A 20904-nucleotide genomic window follows, 5' to 3' on the forward strand; every position below is an offset into this window, starting at 1 on the left:
ATAATAAAAATGCAGATGAGTGTGTCGAGTATATTGGAGCGTTTAGGCCTTGTTTCACAAAATCGCGCTGTCCATATCCAATTCTCAAATCAGTCTTTAAATCAGCAAGTCTTCTTGCAACGTGTTGATGGCGAACATACGCTCAATCAGGGCAGCGTTGCTGAGTTACTGTGTCTGTCGATGAACGCACATATTGCATTAAAACAATTTATTGGCTGTCAGGTTGCCGTCGATCAGGTCACTGACATGGGCCAGTTTTTTAGAACGACAGGCATTATTACTGAAGCGAGCCAAGGGCAAAGCGATGGTTCACTCACTATTTATAACCTCACCTTAAAAGACCCAACTGCACTCTGGCATAAACGCCGTAATAGCCGCGTGTTTATGAATAAAAGCGTGCGGGATATTAGCGAAATTCTGTTTAAAGAATGGCAAGGCAAAAGTCCGTTATTTGCCTCAAGCTTAACACTCGAAACAGCAGGGTTAACTAAAGACTACGATGTACGCCCATTTGTGATGCAGTCAAACGAAAGCGATTATGACTTTTTAACCCGTTTGTGGCGTAGTGAAGGCATTAACTGGCTGATCGATGAGTCACAAATTTTAGTCGCTGATCCGAATGCTTCTATTCAGCCACAAGTACTGCGTTTAATTGATGATAACCAAAATTATCAGGCCCTTGAACGCCGTAGCCTACGCTACCAACGCAGCAGTGCCACAGAACAGTTCGATACCATTACTCAAGTTAAAGCTGAGCGCCGTTTACAGCCGACATCGGTTCATGTGCAACGCTGGCAAGCCGATGCCCTACAACAAGAAGAAGGTAGTGGCAGCGTACAGGGCACGCAGCAGCACAGCGAACACTATGACAATGTGAGCTTAAACCTTGAAGATGCGTGGCACGTTAGTCCTGCGTGGATGCAAGACCTAAAAGGCGAAGACCAAGCCACAGCGTCAGGCAATAGCCAGATTGAACAGCTTAACCAGCATATTAATACCTACCATCACCTGAGCTCTAAACAGTTTACCGTTTCAGGGAACGTCCGTGATGCACAGGTGGGTTACTGGTTTGAACTCAACGACCACCCAGAACTTGACCAACATGACAGTGCCGATAAAGAGTTCTTGATCTTAAGCAAGCACTACTATAACCAGAATAATTTACCGAAAGAATTACAACAGCAACTTGAGCGCCTATTACCAAAAGACAAACTCAAGGCAGCCCAACTCGACACGCAAAACCCTGAGCAGCGCCACTTTGCTGAGCTGAATGTTGTTCGACGCAACATTAAAGCTGTGCCTGAGTATAGCCCGCTAGAGCACCGACCAGCCGCTTACCCACAGCGTGCTAGAGTGGTGGGGTTGGAAGGTGAAAGCATTCATGTCGACCAATGGGGACGTATTAAAGTCCGCTTCCTGTTTACCCGAACTGATGACCATAGCCATGATGGTGGAGCGGGAAGTAACGACAATGACACCGACTCGGCTTGGGTAGATGTACTCACCCCGTGGGCAGGCGCGGGTTATGGCGCACGCTTCTTACCACGTGTTGGTGAGATCGTGGTGATCGACTTTTTTGACGGCAATGTTGACCGTCCGTTTGTGGTGGGCCGTATTCATGAAGCTGAACGTTACCCAACCCAGTTTGACCAGAAAGGCCAGCTACCTGATACTAAAAAACTCAGCGGCATTCGCTCCGAAGAAGTCGATGGTAAAGGTTTTAACCAGCTACGTTTTGATGACACTACAGGGCAAATTAGTGCCCAACTGCAAAGCAGTCATGCAGCCAGCCAGCTCAACTTGGGTAACTTAAGCCATCCAAAAGACAGCGCGACAAGCGATGGTCGAGGTGAAGGGTTTGAACTCAGAACAGACCAGTGGGGAGCGGTGCGAGCTGGCAGTGGTTTACTCTTTAGTACCCATAAACAGGACCAAGCTCAAGGTGTACATCTAGACGCAAACGAGGCTAAACAACAAATAGAAGGCGGCCTCAACAATGCCAAGGCACTCAGTGAAGTTGCCAAAAATCAGCAAACTGATCCGTTAGAAAATTTAGAAAACCTAAAATCTTTTATTGAAAAACTCGAGCAGCAAGACAACGCAAAAGCCAAAACGTTTAAAGAGGCGATTATGCTGTTGGCGAGTCCAAACAGCATTGCACTGAGCAGTAACGAAGATATTCATCTAAGTGCAGATGGGCAGCTAAACCAAACTGCTGGAGACAGTATTAACCTCTCTACCCAAAAGAACCTGATTGCGCACGCCCAAAATAAAATCAGCCTTTTTGCAGCGCAAGAAGGGGCAAGACTATATGCAGGCAAAGGCAAAGTTGAGATACAAGCACAAGGTGATGGTGCGGATTTAATTGCCCGTAAAGCTGTTCAGATTATTTCAGCAGAAGACAAAATTGAAGCGACCGCAGCCAAAGAAATTGTACTCACTGCAGGCGGCTCTCAAGTCAAAATTACCAGTTCAGGCATTTTTATGACCACTGGCGGTAAGTTTGAGGTGAAGGCTGGGCAGCATTTGTTTATGGGGGGAGGAAGTGTAAATAGTTCATTACCGCAATTACCTGAAGCTGATAATCCTTTTGTGCTTCAGTATTTAGTCAAGAATAAAGAAAATCAGGTAATGTCTGGAAAGCCTTATATCTTTTTGGATGATGAGGGAAATATTCATAGAGGGACAACAGATAAAGATGGATTTATGAAGCTAAAAACGACATCAGCCTCACAGAACGTGACTACAAGAATTATGATGAATGAAATTGAACAAGCAGAGGAAGAAGAGGCTGGGTCAGAGGAATGAGTGCGTATTTCAGTCGTTTAAAGCTTAATGTTCAAGCTCCATTAAAGTTAAAAGATTTAACTTATAAATTTGTTGTTACGACCAATAGTACTAAAAAGAAAATAGTATTTGATGGTCGATTTAATGAGCAGGGGTTAACAAGCTGGACTCAGATAAATAATTTAAATACGACTTTAATTTATGAAATTTATCTACGTGGAGAACTTTTGCAGAAAGTTTCTGTAAAGGCATATTCAGAGAAAAAAAAGCATAGTGTTTATACGCTTAAAACAACCACTGAAATTACAAAGAAAGTTAAAGAAAATATTAAAGAAATTTATCTTAATGATGGTGAGGTGGCTTGGTATCTTATTAAAAAAACGGAAACAATGGCTGACTGGTCGAAACGCGTATATAAGAAGCCTTTATCGGCATCCGACTGGGACGTTCTTCGTGCGAATAATCCTCACCTTAAAAATATGGCGCCTATTCGTATCTTAACTCCTGGGCAAGTTATTATTTTATCAAATTCTACAACAGCCAAAGAATTGCAAAAATATAAAAAAGAAGCGCAAGAGGCCCAAAAAAAATTAGATGAAATGAAAAAAGATAAAAATTTTGATGAGCAATTTTTTGCTCAAAATTATGAGTTTCTTTATGATGCTGTGGCTGACAATCGAACTCAACTAACAAATAAAAATATCTTTGTGAATAATGACCATCCTCTAGTTCAAAAATTTGATAAGGATGCTAAGGATAGTGAAAGTGCTTGGGGGGCAATTGCTAAAGGTGGAATTGATGCAACTTTAGCATTCCATGAAGGTACAGTGACTCGAATGAATAAGATTCATGGTGAATTAGCATTAAAAATGGCTGAAGAAAGAGCAAAAGGTTCAGGTTTAGCTAATCCGAAGAACTTTAAAGCATTCAGAAATAAATATAAAGATTTATACAAACAGCTAGATAATGAATATTCAAAAGGGGTCTTTAAATGGGATCAGTCTATTAAAACTAATAACATGCGACGTATTATTAATCAATCTTCATTAGTTAGGGGTGTTACTTACAAAGGGGGAATGAAAGAATATGTCGAGAAAATGACTGAATTAGGAAAAATGAGTAAAGTTATAAAAGGCGGAGGATATTTATTTTTAGCTTTAGATATTTATAATGCTGGTGATGCTATTGCGAGTGCAAAACCTGAGGAAAAAACCAAAACAACTGTAGTTGAAACCTCTAAACTTGCTGGAGGGCTGGCTGGTGGTGCACTTGGAGCTTTTATTGTATTAACGGTTGCTAGTGGAGGTACATCTTTAATCGTACTTGGACTTGCTGCTGGAACATCTGCATTGGTTGGTTGGGCAGGGGGGGAAATTGGTGGCTACATAGGAGAACAAAGTTATGATTTTATTAGTAAGTAAAAAATATTATGAATAAATTTTTATTATTTATAGAAACTATGCCCTTAGTATTTATTAGCCTTTTATGTCTAATTCTCTTCTTTATACTTTATTTTATTCAATACATTTATATTTCTTATAACTTAAAAGGAATATGTAAAATTATTTTTGGTAATGAAAGGCATTTTAAACTTCCTTTAGAGCCTTTTAATTGTTTTTTTATTAGTGTATTGCCTATTGTTTTTTGGCGTGAAATCTTAAATATAAAATATGGTATATCTTTTAAAAAACTTTATGGTAAAGATTTTTATTATCCAATGGAAGAAAATCAATTAAAAGAATTGTTGAAAAATTTTACTTTGTTTTTTTATATCCAATATATAATTTATTTGTCAGGAATTTTGTTTATTCTGTTTGGAGGTTTTTCTTATGTCCTAGATAAATATTTTTAATATAAAGAGTATTGTTTTGGTAAAGAAAGATAAAATTTTTGAAGTATTTTCTTTGATAATGTTAATTTAGGTGCAAAATTAGTTGACGGTTATTTTGGTGGTGTTACAGGAACGGCAGTTGTAGAATATGGATATGGAAGATTAAAATGAACACCAAAGATATTATAATTATTCTATTGCTTAGAGGTGTGGTTTTGTGGGCGATATTTCACCAATTGGCATCGAGATATATTAACAAATCAAGTAGTTTAAAAAGGCTAGTTTATGGGTCAGAATTTATAAAAATAAATCTTTAGATATTGTTAATATAGAATCTATTATAGTTAGTATTACTTTGATTAATTTTGTTAGTTATTTTTTCAGGAAAAAGATTCCCCAATTTTTTCACGAAAAGAAAGTTTTTAATGTTTAATGGGCTTAATTATGAAAATTGTATGTTAGTTATAAAAGATCATGAAAAAATATAGTTTTATATTAAGATCTCTTCATTTTTTATGATTTTTATAGTTATTTTCTCTATATTTTTTTGGCTCAATTAATAATTTTATATGAATTTTTGTGTTTGTAAATAAAGTTTAGAAAGATTTATTAGTATTTTTATTGTGTTAAAGATTGTTAGTGGGTGTGCATCATTGATTGTTTTTAGGGACCTACTGGAGTTGAAGGGATTCATGATGTCGTTTATTGTTGGAGTACATAAATATGGATATCATATTCTATTTGTATGGAGAGAGATTGGATTTATTTTTAGCTGGATTAGGCATTATTTTCGTTGCTTTAGGTTTGGTTTTAATGATTGTATCTTACATATATTTAAGTGTTAATTTGAAAGGAATATGTGAAATTTTTTTTAGAGATGAGAAAAAATACACGATACCACTTGAACCCTTTAATTTCTTTTTTATGAGTATGTTGCCCACTACTTTTTGGAGAGAGATATTGAATATTAAGTATAATAAGTCATTTAAAAATTTGTATGGAAAGGAGTTTTATTATCCCATTGATAAAAATCAATTGGTTGAATTGTTGAATAAATACCCTTTATTTTTTAAAATTTAATATATGGTTTTTTGTTCAGGTGGTTTTGCTTTGTTTTTTTATAATATATTCTTTTATTTTTGATAAATATTTTATGTAAGATAGCGAAATATATTGGTGTGATTTTGTGCGACTGTTACGTTTTTTGCTTAGATAAATTGTAATGAACATTTTTTTTATTTTGTTTGAAAAATTCCCATATTTTTTGTTATTCTTATTTTTTTTGTCTATTTATTTTTTTATTTATATTGTTTTATACCTTTATGTTAATTTTAATATAAAAGGAATTTCGTATATTATGTTTAATGATGAAGAAAGATATCGGGCTCCATTGGAGCCATTTAGTTTCTTTTTTATTAGTATGTTGCCAACTGTTTTTTGGAGAGAAGTGCTAAATATAAAATTCAATATGCCTTTTAAAAAACTGTATGGAAAGGAATTTTATTATGAAATTGATAGTGATCAGTTAAAAAATCTTTTAGATAAATATCCTAAATTTTTTAAAATACAATATATGGCAGTTTTATCAATTTTAATAGGTATGGTTTTTTTATTTTTAGATTTTATTTCAACTAAATATTTTTAAGTTTCTGTTAAAAATTATAATATTTGGTTGGCTGGTAGGTAATTTGTGAGAAATTTTTTAATAATTTTATTGATTTTATTATCGAGTTGTAATCCTTTGGTAAAAAATGATAAAGAAATTTTTAAGGATATAACCCTTAAGAATTTAACTTACTCACATCTGGATGGTATGAGTGGTGATACTTTTAAATTTAATTTAGAAACAAATAATGATTTAAATAATATTTATCAAGAGAATAATTATAAATATTCACATTTTAAGTGTGATAATATTAAAAATTACTTTGTGACAGGAGCTATTTCAGTTGAGGGAGAAAAGTTAAAAAATGGAAAATATACTTCATCTGGATACTTCAAAGTTTGCGAAGATGAATCAATGAACGTATGTATCGATAAGAACCAGTTAGAAAAATTATTAACTAGCAATATGTCTTGTAGAGTAGTTTTTGGTGGCTTATTACAAAGCAGTAAAGTTATGGTAGATAATATTCTGATATCAAAAGAATCTATAAGAAAGTCCAATTTTAAATAAGAATATTTAAATGAATAAATTTCAAACTTCACAATAGATAATGTAGTTAAAAGTAATGAGAAGTTAAATTTTTCTATTAATTTTAAATATAATAAGGCCTTAGATAAAGTAAGAGAGTCATCATTAAAAAAATTGTTTGTAATGATAGTGCTAATCACGACCAAAAGTTGGATACCTATATAGATAAAATTGAAAATAACAAAATTGATGTATCTGTAGAATTCTGCTCAAATAATAATAGAAGTTGTGAGCCTATAGATATAAGTTCAGTTAAAAAAATTAATTTAGAATGCCAAGCTGTTTTTTCGGCAATGATTGGTCATGTCTCTAAATTGGAAAAATTTCCAATTGTATGGGAAGGAAAATAATTTGATTAAAAATTTGAAATTTAACTTAATAACTTTGGGTGTTCCATTGTTACTTATGACAGGGTGTGGCGACGAATATACAATTGAGCCTGATAGTCTTCCTGTAGCCTATGTAGGAAAGGCGTATAATCAGCAATTGAATATAGCAGGTGGTAGAGTGATACCATATTCTTTTGAAGTTGAAACTAATTTCCCTAGTGATATGAATATCTCTATTAGCCCAATAGATGAAAATGAAGCGGATGCTTATAACAATTTAAAAATTACTGGAGTTCCAAAATATAAGGGAACTTTTACGATTCATATATATGCGGGTTTTTATGCTAGTGGGGATGGGAAGTTAGATAAGACCTATAAATTTATTGTAAATGAATAAGATATTTAACCATATGATTTTATTTGGTTTAAATAAGAGATAAGTATGAAAAAGAATTTATTAATTACCATACTAATTTTACTTTTCATCGTTCAGTCTTTATTAAACTATTACTTCTGGAAACTTACAAAAACACCAGAAATTCATGTTCTGGAAAGACCATTACGAATAGCATCTAATTTCGATAATTATTCAGAATATACAATCCTTCCAGCAGGAACAGTTCTATATGATGATAGTGACTCTTTAAACAGAAGAGTTATGGTTTATTTCAACTTGCAAGGTGTTGATTTTAAGTTTGAAGAGCAAGATCCTGAAATATCTAAACAACCAAGTGAAGTACGTTCCATTAGAAGTACAGAGCTAAGTGATATTTTAAAAACTATTCCTTTAACTAAGAAAGATATTTATTTAATTATTAAATATGATGACAGCATAAATGATTCTGTACGCTCTATTTTATTTAAAAAATACAAAATTGATCCTTCAGAGTATGAAAAATAATTAAATAATTTTGCAGTACGTAAGCATAAATTTAAAAACTAGAACAAGCGTAATTTAGTACGCTTGTTCTGTCATAAGAAATTGTTTAAGCAGCTTGAATTGCTTCTCCACAAAGAGAAACGGTTTCTTGTTTACGTTGGTGTAAGTACCAGAACTGCTCTGCAATGGTTTCGGGATGTACTGTGTACGTTTTATCTTGAGCGCCTGATGTCCCATCAACGAAACCATTCACAATCACTTGGCTCACGTAAACATTTGAGTCAGCTAGACTATGAGCAAGTAAATTGGTGGTTTTATATTGGGCGGCAGCAGTAATGGCTAATGATGAATACTCTTTGGCAACTAAATCTATTCCCACTGCATCGAACGCGAAAATTCCATTTGTCGATAAAATGCTGCCATGATTTTTTTCTAAATCACGTAGGCAAGCTTGTACCGTAGCAATATAGCTCGAAACGCGAATATGAAAGCTTTTGGTGAGCTCCAGTGGAGGGGTTTCTAATATGTTACCTTCAATATCATGGAAAGCATTCCAATGAATATTTTTAATCTCTCCTAATTGATCTTTAATGCATTTAATAAGATTTGGTATGTTTTCAAGAACAGCTAAATCACATGTAAAAGCGTAAGCTTCAATACCATGTGTTTTAAGTTCTAAAATGGCCTTTTCGAGTTTTTCGGCATTTCGTGCCACTAACCCGATTTTATAGCCTTCTTTACCAAATTTATGTGCTACGGCTTTGGAAATACCTGTTCCATAACCAAAGATTATAATATTGTTGTTCATTATAAAGTTCCAAAAACCAATTATTTGGTTAGAAATAGTTTATAATATGTTTTTATAATGTATTCAAGCGAAAAAGTTATCTATAAAAAATAATACTGAAAGAGCAAAACAAAAAATCTTAAAAGCAGTAATGAGTAAGTTTGGTTTGAATGATCCAGATGGGACAACGATTGATAAAATAACTTTTAATTTGACTTATTTATCTTCATATCATAAATTAATTGGAACGATCGTTCCTGTTAAGGCTGCTTATGAGAACAAAGGAATTTGAAATTGATGAAATTGCTGATGCAGCCATGCATGTTTTTTGGCATCATGGATATGCAGCGACTTCAGTTCAAGACTTAGTTGAAGGTACAGGATTATCTAGAAGTAGTCTTTACAGTACCTTTCAAAGTAAGCAAGGGCTTTATCAAAAAGCATTACAACGCTATGAACTTTTAACTACACTTAATAATGTAAAGTTGTTGTCTGGTTCAGGCTCACCGAAAGAACTGATTCGGCAATTACTTGTTAATGTAGTTGAAGATGAGCTAAATGATGCAGAACACAAAGGCTGTCTGGTCGCAAATGCTTGTTTAGAGTTGTCTGGCCATGATGAAGATGTCGCTCAATTTGTTGTAAGTAATCTACAGAAACTACAGCATGCTTTAGAGAATTTATTAATTAAAGCTCAACAATCTGGCGAAATTGCTTCTACCCAAAACCCACGTGCATTAGCAAGTTTCTTTCTAAATACCATGCAAGGTTTACGTGTTTTAGGCAAAGGCAGCCCGCTTGAACAAAGAAAGCAATGTTTAATGGATGTGGTCGAGATTACTTTAAACGTTTTATAAAACTCATTTAAACCTTAACTATTGTTGAGCTGAATAGTTAAGGTTTTTATTTAACTTAAATTGGAATGATCATTCCTGAATAATATTTTTAGTTCACATGGAGAACAAATGTCTTTCCATCCTAACGTTGTAAAACAAGCGTATAGCTATGCAGAGCATGGTAAGTTCGCTGCAGAAGAATTTGAGAGTAAACCCTTATGAATATTAAGAGTGATGAAACATCTCATCAGTTAAGTGAAGAGTTCTCTGCTCAATTACCGATTTGGAAACTGTTGGCTTTTACAGTTGCAGGTTTTCTAACTATTATGACAGAAACTATGCCAGCAGGGCTTTTGCCTCAAATCAGTCAAGGACTAAATATTTCAGAGGCATACGCAGGGCAGCTTATTGCAGTGTATGCCTTAGGTTCGGTTTTAGCGGCAATACCTCTCATTAGTCTTACCCGTAGTTGGAATCGGAGACCTTTATTACTCAGTGCGATTGCAGGGTTACTTTTATTTAATGCGATTACTGCTTTATCAAATGATTACATTTTGACTTTGATTGCTCGTTTCATTGCAGGTATGGCGGCGGGCGTTATATGGGGGCTTTTAGCGGGTTATGTAAGACGCATGGTCTCTGCATCTTATCAAGGCCGAGCTTTAGCAATTGCTGGGGTTGGGCAGCCAATTGCTTTATCGATTGGTGTTCCTTTGGGTGCGTGGTTGGGAACGCTGTTTGAGTGGCGTGGCGTATTCTGGATCATGTCTTTACTGGCATTGATTTTATTTGTCTGGATTCGTTTTAGTATTCCTGATTTTGCTGGACAATCAGCACAAAAAAGGTTGCCCATTTTAAAAGTTCTTTTAATGCCCGGCATTAGAACTGTTTTAGCAGTAGTATTCCTTTGGATATTAGCCCATAGCATTCTTTATACTTATATTTCGCCTTTCTTAGCTTCAACAGGGCAGGCATACAAAGTCGAGACGATACTTTTTGTATTTGGTATTTCTTCAATTGTAGGCATCTTGATTACAGGTATGTTTATCGATCGATCATTAAGAAAAATAACGCTTTTAAGCTTATTTGTATTTGCTATCGCAACAATACTGTTAGGTGCTTACAGCTCTTCGAGTTTTGTAGTTATAACTGGCGTTGTGCTGTGGGGAGTAACTTTTGGCGGCGCTCCAACATTATTACAGACTGCTTTAGCAAATACTGCGGGTCATGAAGCAGATGTCGCACAGTCCATGTTGGTCACTATGTTTAACCTTGCTATCGCATTCGGTGGAATGGTTGGCGGTGGGCTACTTGAAAGTTTTGGTGCAGCTTCTTTTCCATGGATTATGCTGGTTTTTGCTCTCATCGCGTTATGCACCGTTTACAACGCTCGTAAGCATGGTTTTATCTCTTCATAAAAGATTTTTGCCCTTCATGACTGAAGAAATGAAGGGTGATTTAATTTTTATATTTTGATGCAATGTTGCTAAAAATGGTTAATGGCTTGGTAAAATAAACCGTAAAATACAAATAAAGTGGAATTTAAATTTAACTAATTATGGTGAAATGGGAATAAATTCTTTTTAATTTACTTAATGGCGTAAAAATTTCCAAAAATAATGAAAATTAGCTGTTCTTAGAAAAACAATCCCGCAGGGTGCTGGCTAAACTATATCTCAAGGGTGTGATAGGGATCGAAAAGAGTAGCATGCACCAAAACGTATAACGTTAGTGTGTACTCACCCAAAAGGTCTCGATTCGGCTTAGGACGCTATAAATCAAAAGTTTATAGGCACAAGGTTATAACTTACAAAGTTATGATTGTTGAGGTAAACCATAGATGTTTTCCCTTGACACCCTAAAAAATTCGCTATAATAAAAAAATACTTTATAAGAATATAATTTATGAATAGGCCTTATCTTTCCGCTTTACCAAGTGATAGCCAAATCTCTTCTCAATTGAACAATGCTTATTTTCATGATTCTTGGAGCATTGTGCTTGGTCAACCCGACCTTAATGTATTTCAACAGCTCATTAAATTGTTCCATCACACTCCGCAGTGGATAGAGTGGAGCATGAATGTGCGTAATAAAATTACGTCCAAGATTGGACTTAAAGATTTAGGAAGTTTTAAACAAATTGATCCCCATAAATTAGAAAGTGAATATGTAGCAGGGGATCGAATTGGAATTTTTACCTTGTTACAGCGTACTGAAAATGAGTTATTGATTGGAGATGATGATAAACATTTAAATGTGACTTTATCTATTTATAAAAATGAAGAGACTCAAGTACTGACCGTGACCACAGTAGTGCATATTAAAAATTTACTTGGGCGGCTGTACATGTTGCCTGTGATTCCTGCCCACCGAAAAATAGTACCAGCCACTTTACAGATATTGGGTTAGAGCACTATTTTTAGTGGCTTGGATCATTTTAAATGCCGTAGTGATGGTGGTGCATCCTGTTGATCCTTATCCATTTATTTTGCTTAATTTGGTATTGTCCTGTTTAGCTGCAATTCAGGCACCTGTCATTATGATGAGTCAAAATCGGCAAGAAGCGAAAGATCGTTTGCGCTCTCAACATGACTATCAAATTAATCTAAAAGCCGAGCTCAAGATTCGCCATTTACATGAAAAAATGGATCATCTTTTATCGCATCAATGGGAAAGGCTTGCACATATTCAAGAAATTCAGCTCGATCTTTTATCTGAAATGAATAAAAAACGGTAAAGTTTTTTGAGTTTCACGTGGAACATGGGGAGTTATAGAATATTTTGCGGTAAATCGGAAATTTCTTTATGATCTGCCGCCATGCTCCATTGCTGTTTCTACGACCATGCCTTTAAACGACAACTTTGTTTATGCTCCACCACAAGACCCTCTTTCAATTTTATTTGAAGATGATGACCTCATTGTGGTTGATAAACCTGCGGGCCTATTGTCGGTTATGGGTCGTTTGCCTGAGCATCATGACAGTGCCTATTTACGAGTGCTGGAAAAGTTCCCTTTAGCCAAAGTGACTCATCGTCTAGATATGGCAACATCAGGCTTACTCATGTTTGCCAAACACCGTGATGCAGAAGTTGCGGTGAGTAAAATGTTTCAGGCTAGAACAGTCAAAAAACACTATATTGCCTTGGTGCAAGGCCAAGTCGAGGAAGAGGGGAGCGTCGAGGTTCCACTCATTACCGATTGGGAAAATCGCCCGAGACAAATTGTGCATTTTGAATTAGGTAAACATGCTAAAACCTTATTTCAACCTCTCGTCTATGATGTCCAAACAGATCAAAGTCGAGTATTGCTTGAACCAGTAACAGGGCGTTCACATCAGCTACGTGTACACATGATGCATATTGGACATCCGATTATGGGTGATAAGTTATATCACCCCGAACCTAAGCAATTTCACTTAAACCGGATGGCGTTACATGCCGCATATTTGGCTTTCCAGCATCCCTTAAATAGAACGGATATGGTGATTGAATCGCAGGTGCCTTTTTAAAATTTATATAATTAAAAAATTAATTTGATGCAATTGGGAACGGAATATATACCCAAACTGCAATAAAAGTCGGGTATTCTTAATGCCGAATAATATTAATACGGCAACAACAACAAGGGATCATATTATGACTCGTGATTACGAACAATTTCCAGACGACGATAACGGTAATGTACTTTGGCAAATGGCTGAAGATGGGGATGATTTAACCGATCTACATGAAATTGAATTTTCTATCGCCTTTCAAGATCAGAAAAATGCAGAGCAATGTGCGCTCTATTTACTGTACCAAGAACAAAAAGTTTCACTCTTTCAAGATGATTCTGTTGAACCAAATGAATGGGTGATTACGGTCTTTGTCAATATGGAACCAGAGTATTCAGATATTGTTGACTTGGAACAATGGTTTACCAGCATCGCTGAAAAGTTTCAGGGCGAATATGATGGGTGGGGCTGCATGGCCTATGTCTTCGATGAGGATGAAGATGAAGAAGATGACCTGTTACAGTAAGGTCTAAAATAATGGGTAGGAGATAATCATGAACTTATCTCAAAAACAAATTGCTGTACGGTTTTTAGAGCTTGCCGCTGCTGGTGAAGTCGATGAAGCCTATAGCAATTACACCGCATCTAACTTCAAGCATCACAACCCTTATTATGCGGGCGATGTAACTTCTTTGAAGGAAGGAATGCGTGAAAGTGCAATTGAAACGCCAAACAAAGTCTTTGATGTTCAACATGTCATTGAAGATGGTGATTTGGTCGCTGTGCATTCTAAACTCGAAATGCAAATGAACGGGTTAACCACCTTGGCAGTGGTTCATATTTGTCGTTTCGAAAATGGAAAAATTGCTGAGTTTTGGGATATTGGACAAATACAACCCGACCCGCTCATCAATGAAAATGGTATGTTTTAATGAAAAGCCCGAAAATGATTCGGGCTTTTTTATTTTATAGATGAATTAAAATTTCCACTGTGCCGAAATTGAAGCGTTCAGTGGTTCACCCGGTTGAACCCATAAATCGCTATAGCTTGAGACATAGTAAGTTTTATCAAATAGATTATTCACATTGAGCTGATAGCGTAAGCGGTCAGACGGGGCGTAGTAGCCATTTAAATTCACCAGCGTATAACTTGGTAAGTTAAATCCATTATCAATGTTATGACCACTGCGCTCACCGACATAGGTGAGGTTAGCACCTACACCTGCCTTTTTCGTGCCTTCTTGCAGAAACTCATAATCGGTGCTGATTGAACCTTGGTGTTTTGGAACATTGCTCAGACGAGCACCTTTCGCTAGGTCTTGGTCTTTTTCAATTTGAGCATCGGTATAACTATAGTTGGCATTGATGAGCCATCGGTCATTGATCTGGCTATTTAAGTCAAATTCAATTCCTTTACTGCTGACTTCACCAGCGGCTGTTTGGAATGCATTGTCGATTGAATCTGTGGTTAGTACATTCTGTTTTTTCATTTTAAACAGAGCAAGACTAAGTACACTTTGGTCGTTAATCTTATATTTTGTACCAACCTCATAGCTTTCACCTTTTTCAGGGGCAAAGGTTTGTCCATTTCGGTTCATACCGCTATTCATCGCAAATGAACGACCATAGTTCGTATAAAACGCCCATTGGTCAGAGGCTTTAAAATTTACTCCGAAACGCGGACTATTTTGATGAAGGGTCTGGTTACTTTCGGTCTGAGTCAGGTGATTTTTAAAGTCTTGTTCGACCTGATCAAAACGGTTGCCGAAAAGCACACTCCATTGATCATTAAAAAAGATTTGATCTTGTACATTAAGAGCAAAGTAACGTTGCTGTTCTTTGGTGTTGGTGAACGGTGCTAAGTCTGGTAAATATTTTCCATATTCAGGTTGGTAAATATCAATTGTGTTTGGCATGCCTGAGCTGTGGTTACGACGCAGTTGATATTGTTGATAGTCGAGTTGACCAAGTTCAGTTGAAACTAAAATTTCATGTCGAGCCCAAGATGTATCAATTTTGCCAAGTAATTCTGTCTGAGCCAGCACATCTTCACTTTGATAATCACGATAGCGGCGTTGGCGCTCTGAAGTACGACCATCGGCTTGTATGCGTCGTGGTTCGGTCGAAAAGCCGATCATTTGAGCATCTTTATAACTGACAGCACTATTCAGTTTCCAGTCAGGGTTAAATTCATGACTAAGACGTAACTGGTAAAAGTAATCTTTTACTTTCATATCGCCGTCATCAGGTTCACCCGTAAATGTTTTCGGGTCCATCACAAACTGGTGATTAACCGTGCTTACCCCGCGGTCAAAGGTTCCTTTGTGCTGAGTAAATTCACTATCAAAGTCGAGTTGAGTCTGGTCTGAAATTTTCCATGTGAGCTGCGGCGAAAAGAACCAGCGTTCACTGCTAACATGATCACGGAAGCTTTGATTATCTTCATGAGCAACTGCTAAACGATAGGCCAATTCATCGTTAATCGGCGAGGTATATTCCAGACTCATTCGATATTGTTCTTGGCTATTGGCGCGTAAGTTAATTTCACTTTCGCTTTCCCACTGTGGTTTTTTACTATTTAGATTGAGCAAACCACCTGTTTCTCCACGTCCGTAGAGGGCAGCCATTGGTCCTTTTAAAAATTCTAAAGAATCAATATTTACGATGTCTTTGGGAGCATTAACACCTCGGTTTACACTCAAACCGTTTCGAATCATGGTAGCCCCTAAATTTGGATCACCACTAAAACCTCGGAAAGAGTAATTATCCCAAAAACCGCCGCCATAATTGTTTTGATGAAAAACCCCACTGACTAAGGTTAATGCATCATCAATGCGCTGAACGTCTTGTTGTTCCATCACCTGTTTAGAAACAAAAGCACGATTAAAAGGTACATCCAAAACATCGTGGGAAAATTTAGTCGCTGAACTATTTTGACTTACATCTTCTTGGGTGGTTTCAGCCTGAACGCGTATGGTTGCCAGTACCGTTGACGTTTCTTCTCCCCAACCGAGTGTCGATATAAACGATAGACCTAAGGAAGACAACAAACCTAATTTGTGTTGCATAAATGAGCAGCCATGAAAGACAAAAGGGATTAAATGTAATAGTATAACGTTACATTATTTTATTGATTATCGCTATGGCTTTAGAAAAAAATATTGAGCGTTTACAGTCGATTGATGCCTTACGTGGTTTGGTCATCTTGATTATGTTGCTTGACCATGTAAGAGAAACTTTCTATTTGCATAAGCAGGTCATAGATCCAATGGATGTAACAGTGACTGAACCTGCCTTATTTGGTAGTCGGTTATTGGCACATATTTGTGCTCCGGTTTTTGTTCTTTTAACAGGTATTTCGGCTTTTTTATTTCATTCAAAAAAACAGGATTTACAGCAAACCCGTACGTTTTTATTGAAGCGTGGTCTATTTTTAATTGTGTTAGAGCTGACATTGGTAAACTTTGCTTGGACAGCAACTTTTCCACCAGAAGTCATTTATTTGCAAGTGATATGGGCGATTGGTATTAGCATGGTGGTGCTGGCAGGCTGTGTGAGTTTGCCTTTACCTGTTCTTACTGGCGCAGCTTTAGTGATTATTTTTGGGCATAACTTATTAGATTCTGTGCATTTTACAAATGGTTTTTTACAGAATATATGGTTCGTTTTACACGAGCGTGGCTGGATTGAGTTTGCAGGCATAAAGCTTCGCACAAGTTATCCGGTTTTGCCTTGGATTGGTGTTATTTTGCTGGGGTATGTTTTAGGCCAATTCTTTAGTTCAAAATATACTGCAAAACAAAGAAGCCGCTATTTATTGAGTATCGGTCTGGCAAGTATAGGTCTGTTTGTTTTACTGCGTTTTATCAATATCTATGGTGACCAGCCGTGGCAACATTTTGAGTCATTACAACTGACGTTAATGAGCTTTTTTAACCTCACCAAGTATCCACCGTCTTTGCTGTTTATTTTGCTGAATGTTGGAATCGGTTTAATCGTGCTGGTTGCTTTTGAATGTATGCAGCAATATTCATTTTTAAAACCATTGGTGGCGTTTGGCTCGGTGCCTATGTTCTTTTATTTACTGCATTTATATGTGTTGAAACTGATGTATGTGTTTGCAGTGAATATGTGGGGTGTCAACCATGGAAATTATTTATCGGTTAATCATGTGTGGATGCTGTGGTTAATCACGATTGTGTTGTCTTTTGCACTTTATCCGGCAGTTAAGCGGTTCTCGAAATTCAAACATCAAAATAAACATATTTCGATTTTAAAATATTTCTAATTTTAAAATGTGGGTAAAGCGAGTTCAATAATGCTCGCTTTACTTGCTTACATCTAGATACAGGGTTTCTTTCACTTCTTCCATGACCACATAACTATGTGAAGATGCCGAAGCGGGGAGTTTCTTTAATAGATCTCCTAACAAGCGGCGGTAGGCACTCATTTCTTTTAAGCGCGCTTTTACAAGATAGTCAAACTCACCTGAAATGAGATGACATTCGAGTACTTCAGGAATCTCGACTAAGTCTCTGGCAACCTGATCAAATACATCGCCAGATTTGGCTGATAGTTTAATTTCTAAAAAAACGAGCAGATTACGGTCTACATAAGCTGGGTTTAGTCGTGCGAAGTAACCCATGATAATGCCATCGCGTTCAAGTCGTTTGACACGCTCTGAACAGGGGGTAGTCGACAGGTTGACTCTCGATGCCAATTCACTAATCGCAATTCGTCCTTCACGCTGCAAAATATCCAGAATCATGCGATCTATACGATCTAAGGGGCGCATAGATATTTCCTCTTTTTTTTAAATTCTCACGAGAAATACATATATTTACCTAGATTATAGCCCGAAAAACAGTGAAATAAACTATTTAAGCAGAAATATACTAGTTAAATAAACTGGTGTGCGTGAGGGAATAGAAATGCGCGTAATTGTATTAGGTAGCGGCGTTATCGGAGTGGCAAGTGCCTATTATCTAGCTCAACAGGGAGCTGAGGTCACTGTTCTTGATCGACAGTCAGGTCCTGCTGAAGAAACAAGTTTTGGTAATGCAGGTCAAATTTCGCCAGGGTATTCAACCCCTTGGGCAGCACCAGGAATTCCTTTTAAAGCTGTGAAGTGGATGTTCCAACACCACGCACCGCTTGCTATTAATTTAGATGGCAGCATGTGGCAGTTACAGTGGATGGCGCAAATGCTGAAAAACTGTAATCCACAAAGTTATGCTGTGAACAAAGAACGTATGATGCGTGTGGCTGAATACAGCCGTGACTGCTTACGTGAACTCAGAAAAGATACAGGCATTAATTACGAAAACCGTGCGAAAGGCACTTTGCAGTTATTCCGCAAAGAAGCGCAAATGGAAGCGGTTCAACGCGACATTAGTGTTCTACAAGAGTGTGGCGTAAGTTACGAATTATTAAATGGTAATGAACTTGGCCGTGTAGAACCAGCTTTAGCAAATACGCAAGATAAACTCGTTGGTGGTTTGCATTTACCAAATGACGAGACAGGTGACTGTTATTTATTTACCAATGCTTTAGCTCAAATTGCCAAAGAGTTGGGGGTTAACTTCCAGTTCAACCAGAACGTAGAAAAATTGATTGTTGAAGGTGATGAAATTAAGGGCGTTCAGGTCAATGGTAAAGTTTTAACCGCAGATCGTTATGTTTTAGCGTTTGGTAGTTATTCACGTGATTTCTTGAAACCACTCGATCTACAGTTACCTGTATATCCTGTGAAAGGTTACTCGTTGACGATTCCAATTGTTGATCCAGCTTTTGCTCCACAATCTACCGTGCTTGATGAAACCTACAAAATTGCGATTACCCGTTTTGACCAACGTATTCGTGTAGGTGGAATGGCTGAGTTAAGTGGCTTCAATTTAGGTCTGAACGAAGACCGCCGTGCAACCTTGCAAATGGTGACTCAGGACTTGTTCCCGGGTGGTGATATGGCACAGGCATCTTTCTGGACTGGTTTACGTCCAATGACGCCTGACAGTACCCCAATTATTGGTGCGACTCGCTTTAAAAATCTGTTCTTGAATACAGGCCACGGTACTTTAGGTTGGACTATGGCGTGTGGTTCAGGAAAATTAATCAGCGACATCGTATTGAATCATAAGACTGAAATCAGTACAGATGGTCTTTCAATTCAGCGCTATTCTCATGCGCATGCGGCATAACGGACGTTAGGAAATTAATCATGCCTCGTCCTATTACCGCAGTTATCCACCGTCAAGCCTTACAAAATAACTTGGCGGTGGTACGCAAGGTTATGCCAAATAGTAAGGTCTTTGCTGTTGTAAAAGCCAATGCTTATGGACATGGAATTGAACGTGTTTATGAAGCGTTTAAGGCGGCAGATGGTTTTGCCTTACTTGATCTTGATGAAGCAAAACGAACTCGTGCTTTAGGTTGGACGGGTCCAATTTTATTGCTCGAAGGGATTTTTTCTCCTCAAGACTTATTTGATTGTGTGCAGTACCAACTCAGTTTCACCATTCACAGTGAAGAGCAAATTGAGTGGGTTCAAAAGCATCCTTATCCGGCACAATTTGATGTTTGCCTAAAAATGAACAGTGGCATGAACCGTCTTGGTTTTAAACCACAGCACTATGTTCAGGCATGGGAACGTTTAAATAATTTAGCAAACGTCTCCAAGATTACGCACATGATGCATTTTTCAGATGCAGATGGCGAGCGTTTCGGTCAGCAAGGTATTGATTATCAAATCACTGCATTTGAAGACATTATTAAAGATTTACCGGGTGAAAGATCGGTAAGTAATAGCGCGGCAATTCTGCGCTATCAAGACCAGCTCAAATCAGATTATGCACGTAGCGGCATCATGCTCTATGGCAGCTCGCCAGACTACCCGACGCATAGTATTGCCGATTGGGGCTTACAACCCACCATGAGTTTACGCAGTGAAATTATTTCCGTTCAGCATTTAGATGCGAATGAAAGCGTAGGTTATGGCTCAAATTTTGTCGCAGAGCAACCAATGACGATTGGGATTGTGGCTTGCGGCTATGCCGATGGTTATCAGCGTATTTCACCAACAGGTACGCCTGTTTTAGTGGACTCTGTTCGCACTCGTACAGTCGGCCGCGTCAGCATGGATATGTTAGCAGTCGATTTAACGGGTATTGAAAATGCCAAAGTCGGCAGTGAAGTGGTGCTTTGGGGCCAATCAAGTACAGGCGTTATTTTGCCTATTGATGATGTCGCAGTTTCATCCGGTACGGTGGGTTACGAGCTGATGTGTGCAGTTACTGCCCGTGTTCAATTTATTAATCAGGTATAAGGAAATCCGAATGTCTAATTCAGATATACAAAAGATTAACACTAACGAAGTCATGAGCGCCGTGACTGTTTTTAATAAAGTGGTTTATCTGTCAGGTCAGGTACCTAAAAATACCGAACAAGACGTGGCAGGCCAAACTCGTGAAATTCTTGCAACGATTGATGAACTTTTGGCATTAGCCAATACTGATAAATCTCGCTTGCTCTCTGCTCAGCTTTATTTAAAAAATCTTTCTGACTTTTCAACTGTAAATGCGATTTGGGTTGACTGGTTAAAAGGGTGTGTGGCTCCATCGCGTGCCACAATTCAGGCCGATTTGGTTAATCCAGACTGGCTCATTGAAATTGCCGTGACGGCAGCGCAAAAGTAATTCGGTTTACTCCAAAAATGATGATGTATCTAACAGAAGGAAGATAGATACGGTTTATCCAGTTATTTTTGGTGA

General features: G+C 37.3%; 21 protein-coding genes and 2 pseudogenes. 20 read left to right on the forward strand and 3 right to left on the reverse strand.

Features of this window, described 5'->3' with window-relative positions; genetic code table 11:
- Positions 1-9: 9 nt before the first annotated feature.
- From KTH84_RS13855 to KTH84_RS13890, 9 genes and pseudogenes are all read left to right on the forward strand, one after another.
- Positions 10-2808, forward strand: a complete 2799-nt coding sequence (locus tag KTH84_RS13855) for a type VI secretion system Vgr family protein (RefSeq protein ID WP_262473652.1) — start codon at positions 10-12, stop codon at positions 2806-2808.
- Positions 2805-4208 carry a hypothetical protein gene (locus KTH84_RS13860; protein WP_262473654.1) on the forward strand — a complete coding sequence of 468 codons (1404 nt, stop codon included), beginning with the start codon at positions 2805-2807 and terminating at the stop codon, positions 4206-4208. Before KTH84_RS13855 ends, KTH84_RS13860 begins: the two co-directional genes overlap by 4 nt.
- An 8-nt stretch (positions 4209-4216) precedes the next feature.
- Positions 4217-4639 carry a hypothetical protein gene (locus tag KTH84_RS13865; RefSeq protein ID WP_262473656.1) on the forward strand — a complete coding sequence of 141 codons (423 nt, stop codon included), beginning with the start codon at positions 4217-4219 and terminating at the stop codon, positions 4637-4639.
- Positions 4640-5341: 702 nt separating this feature from the next.
- Entirely contained in the window at positions 5342-5698 is a 357-nt protein-coding gene (locus KTH84_RS13870) for a hypothetical protein (protein ID WP_262473657.1), read from the forward strand.
- A gap of 277 nt (positions 5699-5975) precedes the next feature.
- The gene (locus tag KTH84_RS13875) at positions 5976-6263 is read left to right on the forward strand and encodes a hypothetical protein (RefSeq protein ID WP_262473658.1); all 288 of its coding nucleotides are present in this window, start codon (positions 5976-5978) and stop codon (positions 6261-6263) included.
- 45 nt (positions 6264-6308) lie between these two features.
- The gene (locus KTH84_RS13880) at positions 6309-6794 is read left to right on the forward strand and encodes a hypothetical protein (protein ID WP_262473659.1); all 486 of its coding nucleotides are present in this window, start codon (positions 6309-6311) and stop codon (positions 6792-6794) included.
- 18 nt (positions 6795-6812) lie between these two features.
- Positions 6813-7162: pseudogene (locus KTH84_RS19070) on the forward strand (hypothetical protein).
- A complete protein-coding gene (locus KTH84_RS13885; protein ID WP_262473660.1) occupies positions 7116-7538 on the forward strand; it encodes a hypothetical protein in 423 nt (140 codons plus the stop codon). The pseudogene KTH84_RS19070 and the gene KTH84_RS13885 overlap by 47 nt, the downstream one beginning before the upstream one ends.
- A gap of 45 nt (positions 7539-7583) precedes the next feature.
- Positions 7584-8042: a hypothetical protein gene (locus KTH84_RS13890; protein ID WP_262473661.1), complete on the forward strand. Its 459-nt coding sequence runs from the start codon at positions 7584-7586 to the stop codon at positions 8040-8042.
- 85 nt (positions 8043-8127) lie between these two features.
- Here KTH84_RS13890 and KTH84_RS13895 read toward each other — a convergent pair whose 3' ends face one another.
- Positions 8128-8829 (reverse strand): SDR family NAD(P)-dependent oxidoreductase, encoded by a 702-nt coding sequence (locus KTH84_RS13895; protein ID WP_042898393.1) that lies wholly within the window; start codon positions 8827-8829, stop codon positions 8128-8130.
- A gap of 251 nt (positions 8830-9080) precedes the next feature.
- On the opposite strand from KTH84_RS13895, the gene KTH84_RS13900 reads away from it, so the two are divergent.
- The 7 genes and pseudogenes from KTH84_RS13900 to KTH84_RS13930 all read left to right on the forward strand — a co-directional run bounded on the left by KTH84_RS13900 (position 9081) and on the right by KTH84_RS13930 (position 14070).
- Positions 9081-9665, forward strand: a complete 585-nt coding sequence (locus KTH84_RS13900; RefSeq protein ID WP_133975958.1) for a TetR/AcrR family transcriptional regulator — start codon at positions 9081-9083, stop codon at positions 9663-9665.
- Positions 9666-9862: 197 nt separating this feature from the next.
- Entirely contained in the window at positions 9863-11062 is a 1200-nt protein-coding gene (locus KTH84_RS13905) for an MFS transporter (protein ID WP_262473663.1), read from the forward strand.
- A 487-nt stretch (positions 11063-11549) separates the two neighbouring features.
- A complete protein-coding gene (locus KTH84_RS13910; RefSeq protein ID WP_133975953.1) occupies positions 11550-12053 on the forward strand; it encodes a DUF2867 domain-containing protein in 504 nt (167 codons plus the stop codon).
- A 1-nt stretch (position 12054) separates the two neighbouring features.
- A pseudogene (locus KTH84_RS13915) lies at positions 12055-12381 on the forward strand (DUF1003 domain-containing protein); the annotation flags it as partial.
- A 106-nt stretch (positions 12382-12487) separates the two neighbouring features.
- On the forward strand, positions 12488-13153 hold the full coding sequence (locus tag KTH84_RS13920) for an RluA family pseudouridine synthase (RefSeq protein WP_262473665.1): 666 nt from the start codon (positions 12488-12490) through the stop codon (positions 13151-13153).
- Between the two features lie 127 nt (positions 13154-13280).
- Positions 13281-13664, forward strand: coding sequence for a ribonuclease E inhibitor RraB (locus KTH84_RS13925; RefSeq protein WP_003655664.1), 384 nt, complete (start codon positions 13281-13283; stop codon positions 13662-13664).
- A gap of 28 nt (positions 13665-13692) precedes the next feature.
- The gene (locus KTH84_RS13930) at positions 13693-14070 is read left to right on the forward strand and encodes an ester cyclase (protein WP_262473667.1); all 378 of its coding nucleotides are present in this window, start codon (positions 13693-13695) and stop codon (positions 14068-14070) included.
- Between the two features lie 45 nt (positions 14071-14115).
- Here KTH84_RS13930 and KTH84_RS13935 read toward each other — a convergent pair whose 3' ends face one another.
- Positions 14116-16206 (reverse strand): TonB-dependent siderophore receptor, encoded by a 2091-nt coding sequence (locus tag KTH84_RS13935; RefSeq protein WP_262473668.1) that lies wholly within the window; start codon positions 16204-16206, stop codon positions 14116-14118.
- A gap of 74 nt (positions 16207-16280) precedes the next feature.
- On the opposite strand from KTH84_RS13935, the gene KTH84_RS13940 reads away from it, so the two are divergent.
- Positions 16281-17426 (forward strand): DUF1624 domain-containing protein, encoded by a 1146-nt coding sequence (locus tag KTH84_RS13940; protein ID WP_262473669.1) that lies wholly within the window; start codon positions 16281-16283, stop codon positions 17424-17426.
- Positions 17427-17465: 39 nt separating this feature from the next.
- On the opposite strand, the gene KTH84_RS13945 is transcribed toward KTH84_RS13940, so the two are convergent.
- Positions 17466-17933 (reverse strand): Lrp/AsnC ligand binding domain-containing protein, encoded by a 468-nt coding sequence (locus tag KTH84_RS13945; RefSeq protein WP_003655656.1) that lies wholly within the window; start codon positions 17931-17933, stop codon positions 17466-17468.
- A gap of 136 nt (positions 17934-18069) precedes the next feature.
- On the opposite strand from KTH84_RS13945, the gene KTH84_RS13950 reads away from it, so the two are divergent.
- The 3 genes from KTH84_RS13950 to KTH84_RS13960 are packed head-to-tail and all read left to right on the forward strand — an operon-like array spanning position 18070 to position 20829.
- Positions 18070-19335, forward strand: coding sequence for a D-amino acid dehydrogenase (locus KTH84_RS13950; RefSeq protein WP_056484021.1), 1266 nt, complete (start codon positions 18070-18072; stop codon positions 19333-19335).
- Positions 19336-19355: 20 nt separating this feature from the next.
- Positions 19356-20459 (forward strand): alanine racemase, encoded by a 1104-nt coding sequence (gene alr, locus KTH84_RS13955; RefSeq protein WP_262473672.1) that lies wholly within the window; start codon positions 19356-19358, stop codon positions 20457-20459.
- Between the two features lie 10 nt (positions 20460-20469).
- On the forward strand, positions 20470-20829 hold the full coding sequence (locus KTH84_RS13960; RefSeq protein ID WP_000071347.1) for a RidA family protein: 360 nt from the start codon (positions 20470-20472) through the stop codon (positions 20827-20829).
- The last annotated feature ends 75 nt before the right edge of the window (positions 20830-20904 follow it).

The organism is Acinetobacter sp. WU_MDCI_Abxb74 (assembly GCF_025513915.1).
GTDB classification, from domain to species: domain Bacteria; phylum Pseudomonadota; class Gammaproteobacteria; order Pseudomonadales; family Moraxellaceae; genus Acinetobacter; species Acinetobacter calcoaceticus_C.

Excerpts from the sequence above, each read along its gene's own strand:
- KTH84_RS13855 (WP_262473652.1), top strand. The coding sequence starts at position 10 with ATGCAGATGAGTGTGTCGAGTATATTGGAGCGTTTAGGCCTTGTTTCA.
- KTH84_RS13860 (WP_262473654.1), top strand. The coding sequence starts at position 2,805 with ATGAGTGCGTATTTCAGTCGTTTAAAGCTTAATGTTCAAGCTCCATTA.
- KTH84_RS13865 (WP_262473656.1), top strand. The coding sequence starts at position 4,217 with ATGAATAAATTTTTATTATTTATAGAAACTATGCCCTTAGTATTTATT.
- KTH84_RS13870 (WP_262473657.1), top strand. The coding sequence starts at position 5,342 with ATGGATATCATATTCTATTTGTATGGAGAGAGATTGGATTTATTTTTA.
- KTH84_RS13875 (WP_262473658.1), top strand. The coding sequence starts at position 5,976 with ATGTTTAATGATGAAGAAAGATATCGGGCTCCATTGGAGCCATTTAGT.
- KTH84_RS13885 (WP_262473660.1), top strand. The coding sequence starts at position 7,116 with ATGTCTCTAAATTGGAAAAATTTCCAATTGTATGGGAAGGAAAATAAT.
- KTH84_RS13890 (WP_262473661.1), top strand. The coding sequence starts at position 7,584 with ATGAAAAAGAATTTATTAATTACCATACTAATTTTACTTTTCATCGTT.
- KTH84_RS13895 (WP_042898393.1), bottom strand. The coding sequence starts at position 8,829 with ATGAACAACAATATTATAATCTTTGGTTATGGAACAGGTATTTCCAAA.
- KTH84_RS13900 (WP_133975958.1), top strand. The coding sequence starts at position 9,081 with ATGAGAACAAAGGAATTTGAAATTGATGAAATTGCTGATGCAGCCATG.
- KTH84_RS13905 (WP_262473663.1), top strand. The coding sequence starts at position 9,863 with ATGAATATTAAGAGTGATGAAACATCTCATCAGTTAAGTGAAGAGTTC.
- KTH84_RS13910 (WP_133975953.1), top strand. The coding sequence starts at position 11,550 with ATGAATAGGCCTTATCTTTCCGCTTTACCAAGTGATAGCCAAATCTCT.
- KTH84_RS13920 (WP_262473665.1), top strand. The coding sequence starts at position 12,488 with ATGCCTTTAAACGACAACTTTGTTTATGCTCCACCACAAGACCCTCTT.
- KTH84_RS13925 (WP_003655664.1), top strand. The coding sequence starts at position 13,281 with ATGACTCGTGATTACGAACAATTTCCAGACGACGATAACGGTAATGTA.
- KTH84_RS13930 (WP_262473667.1), top strand. The coding sequence starts at position 13,693 with ATGAACTTATCTCAAAAACAAATTGCTGTACGGTTTTTAGAGCTTGCC.
- KTH84_RS13935 (WP_262473668.1), bottom strand. The coding sequence starts at position 16,206 with ATGCAACACAAATTAGGTTTGTTGTCTTCCTTAGGTCTATCGTTTATA.
- KTH84_RS13940 (WP_262473669.1), top strand. The coding sequence starts at position 16,281 with ATGGCTTTAGAAAAAAATATTGAGCGTTTACAGTCGATTGATGCCTTA.
- KTH84_RS13945 (WP_003655656.1), bottom strand. The coding sequence starts at position 17,933 with ATGCGCCCCTTAGATCGTATAGATCGCATGATTCTGGATATTTTGCAG.
- KTH84_RS13950 (WP_056484021.1), top strand. The coding sequence starts at position 18,070 with ATGCGCGTAATTGTATTAGGTAGCGGCGTTATCGGAGTGGCAAGTGCC.
- alr (WP_262473672.1), top strand. The coding sequence starts at position 19,356 with ATGCCTCGTCCTATTACCGCAGTTATCCACCGTCAAGCCTTACAAAAT.
- KTH84_RS13960 (WP_000071347.1), top strand. The coding sequence starts at position 20,470 with ATGTCTAATTCAGATATACAAAAGATTAACACTAACGAAGTCATGAGC.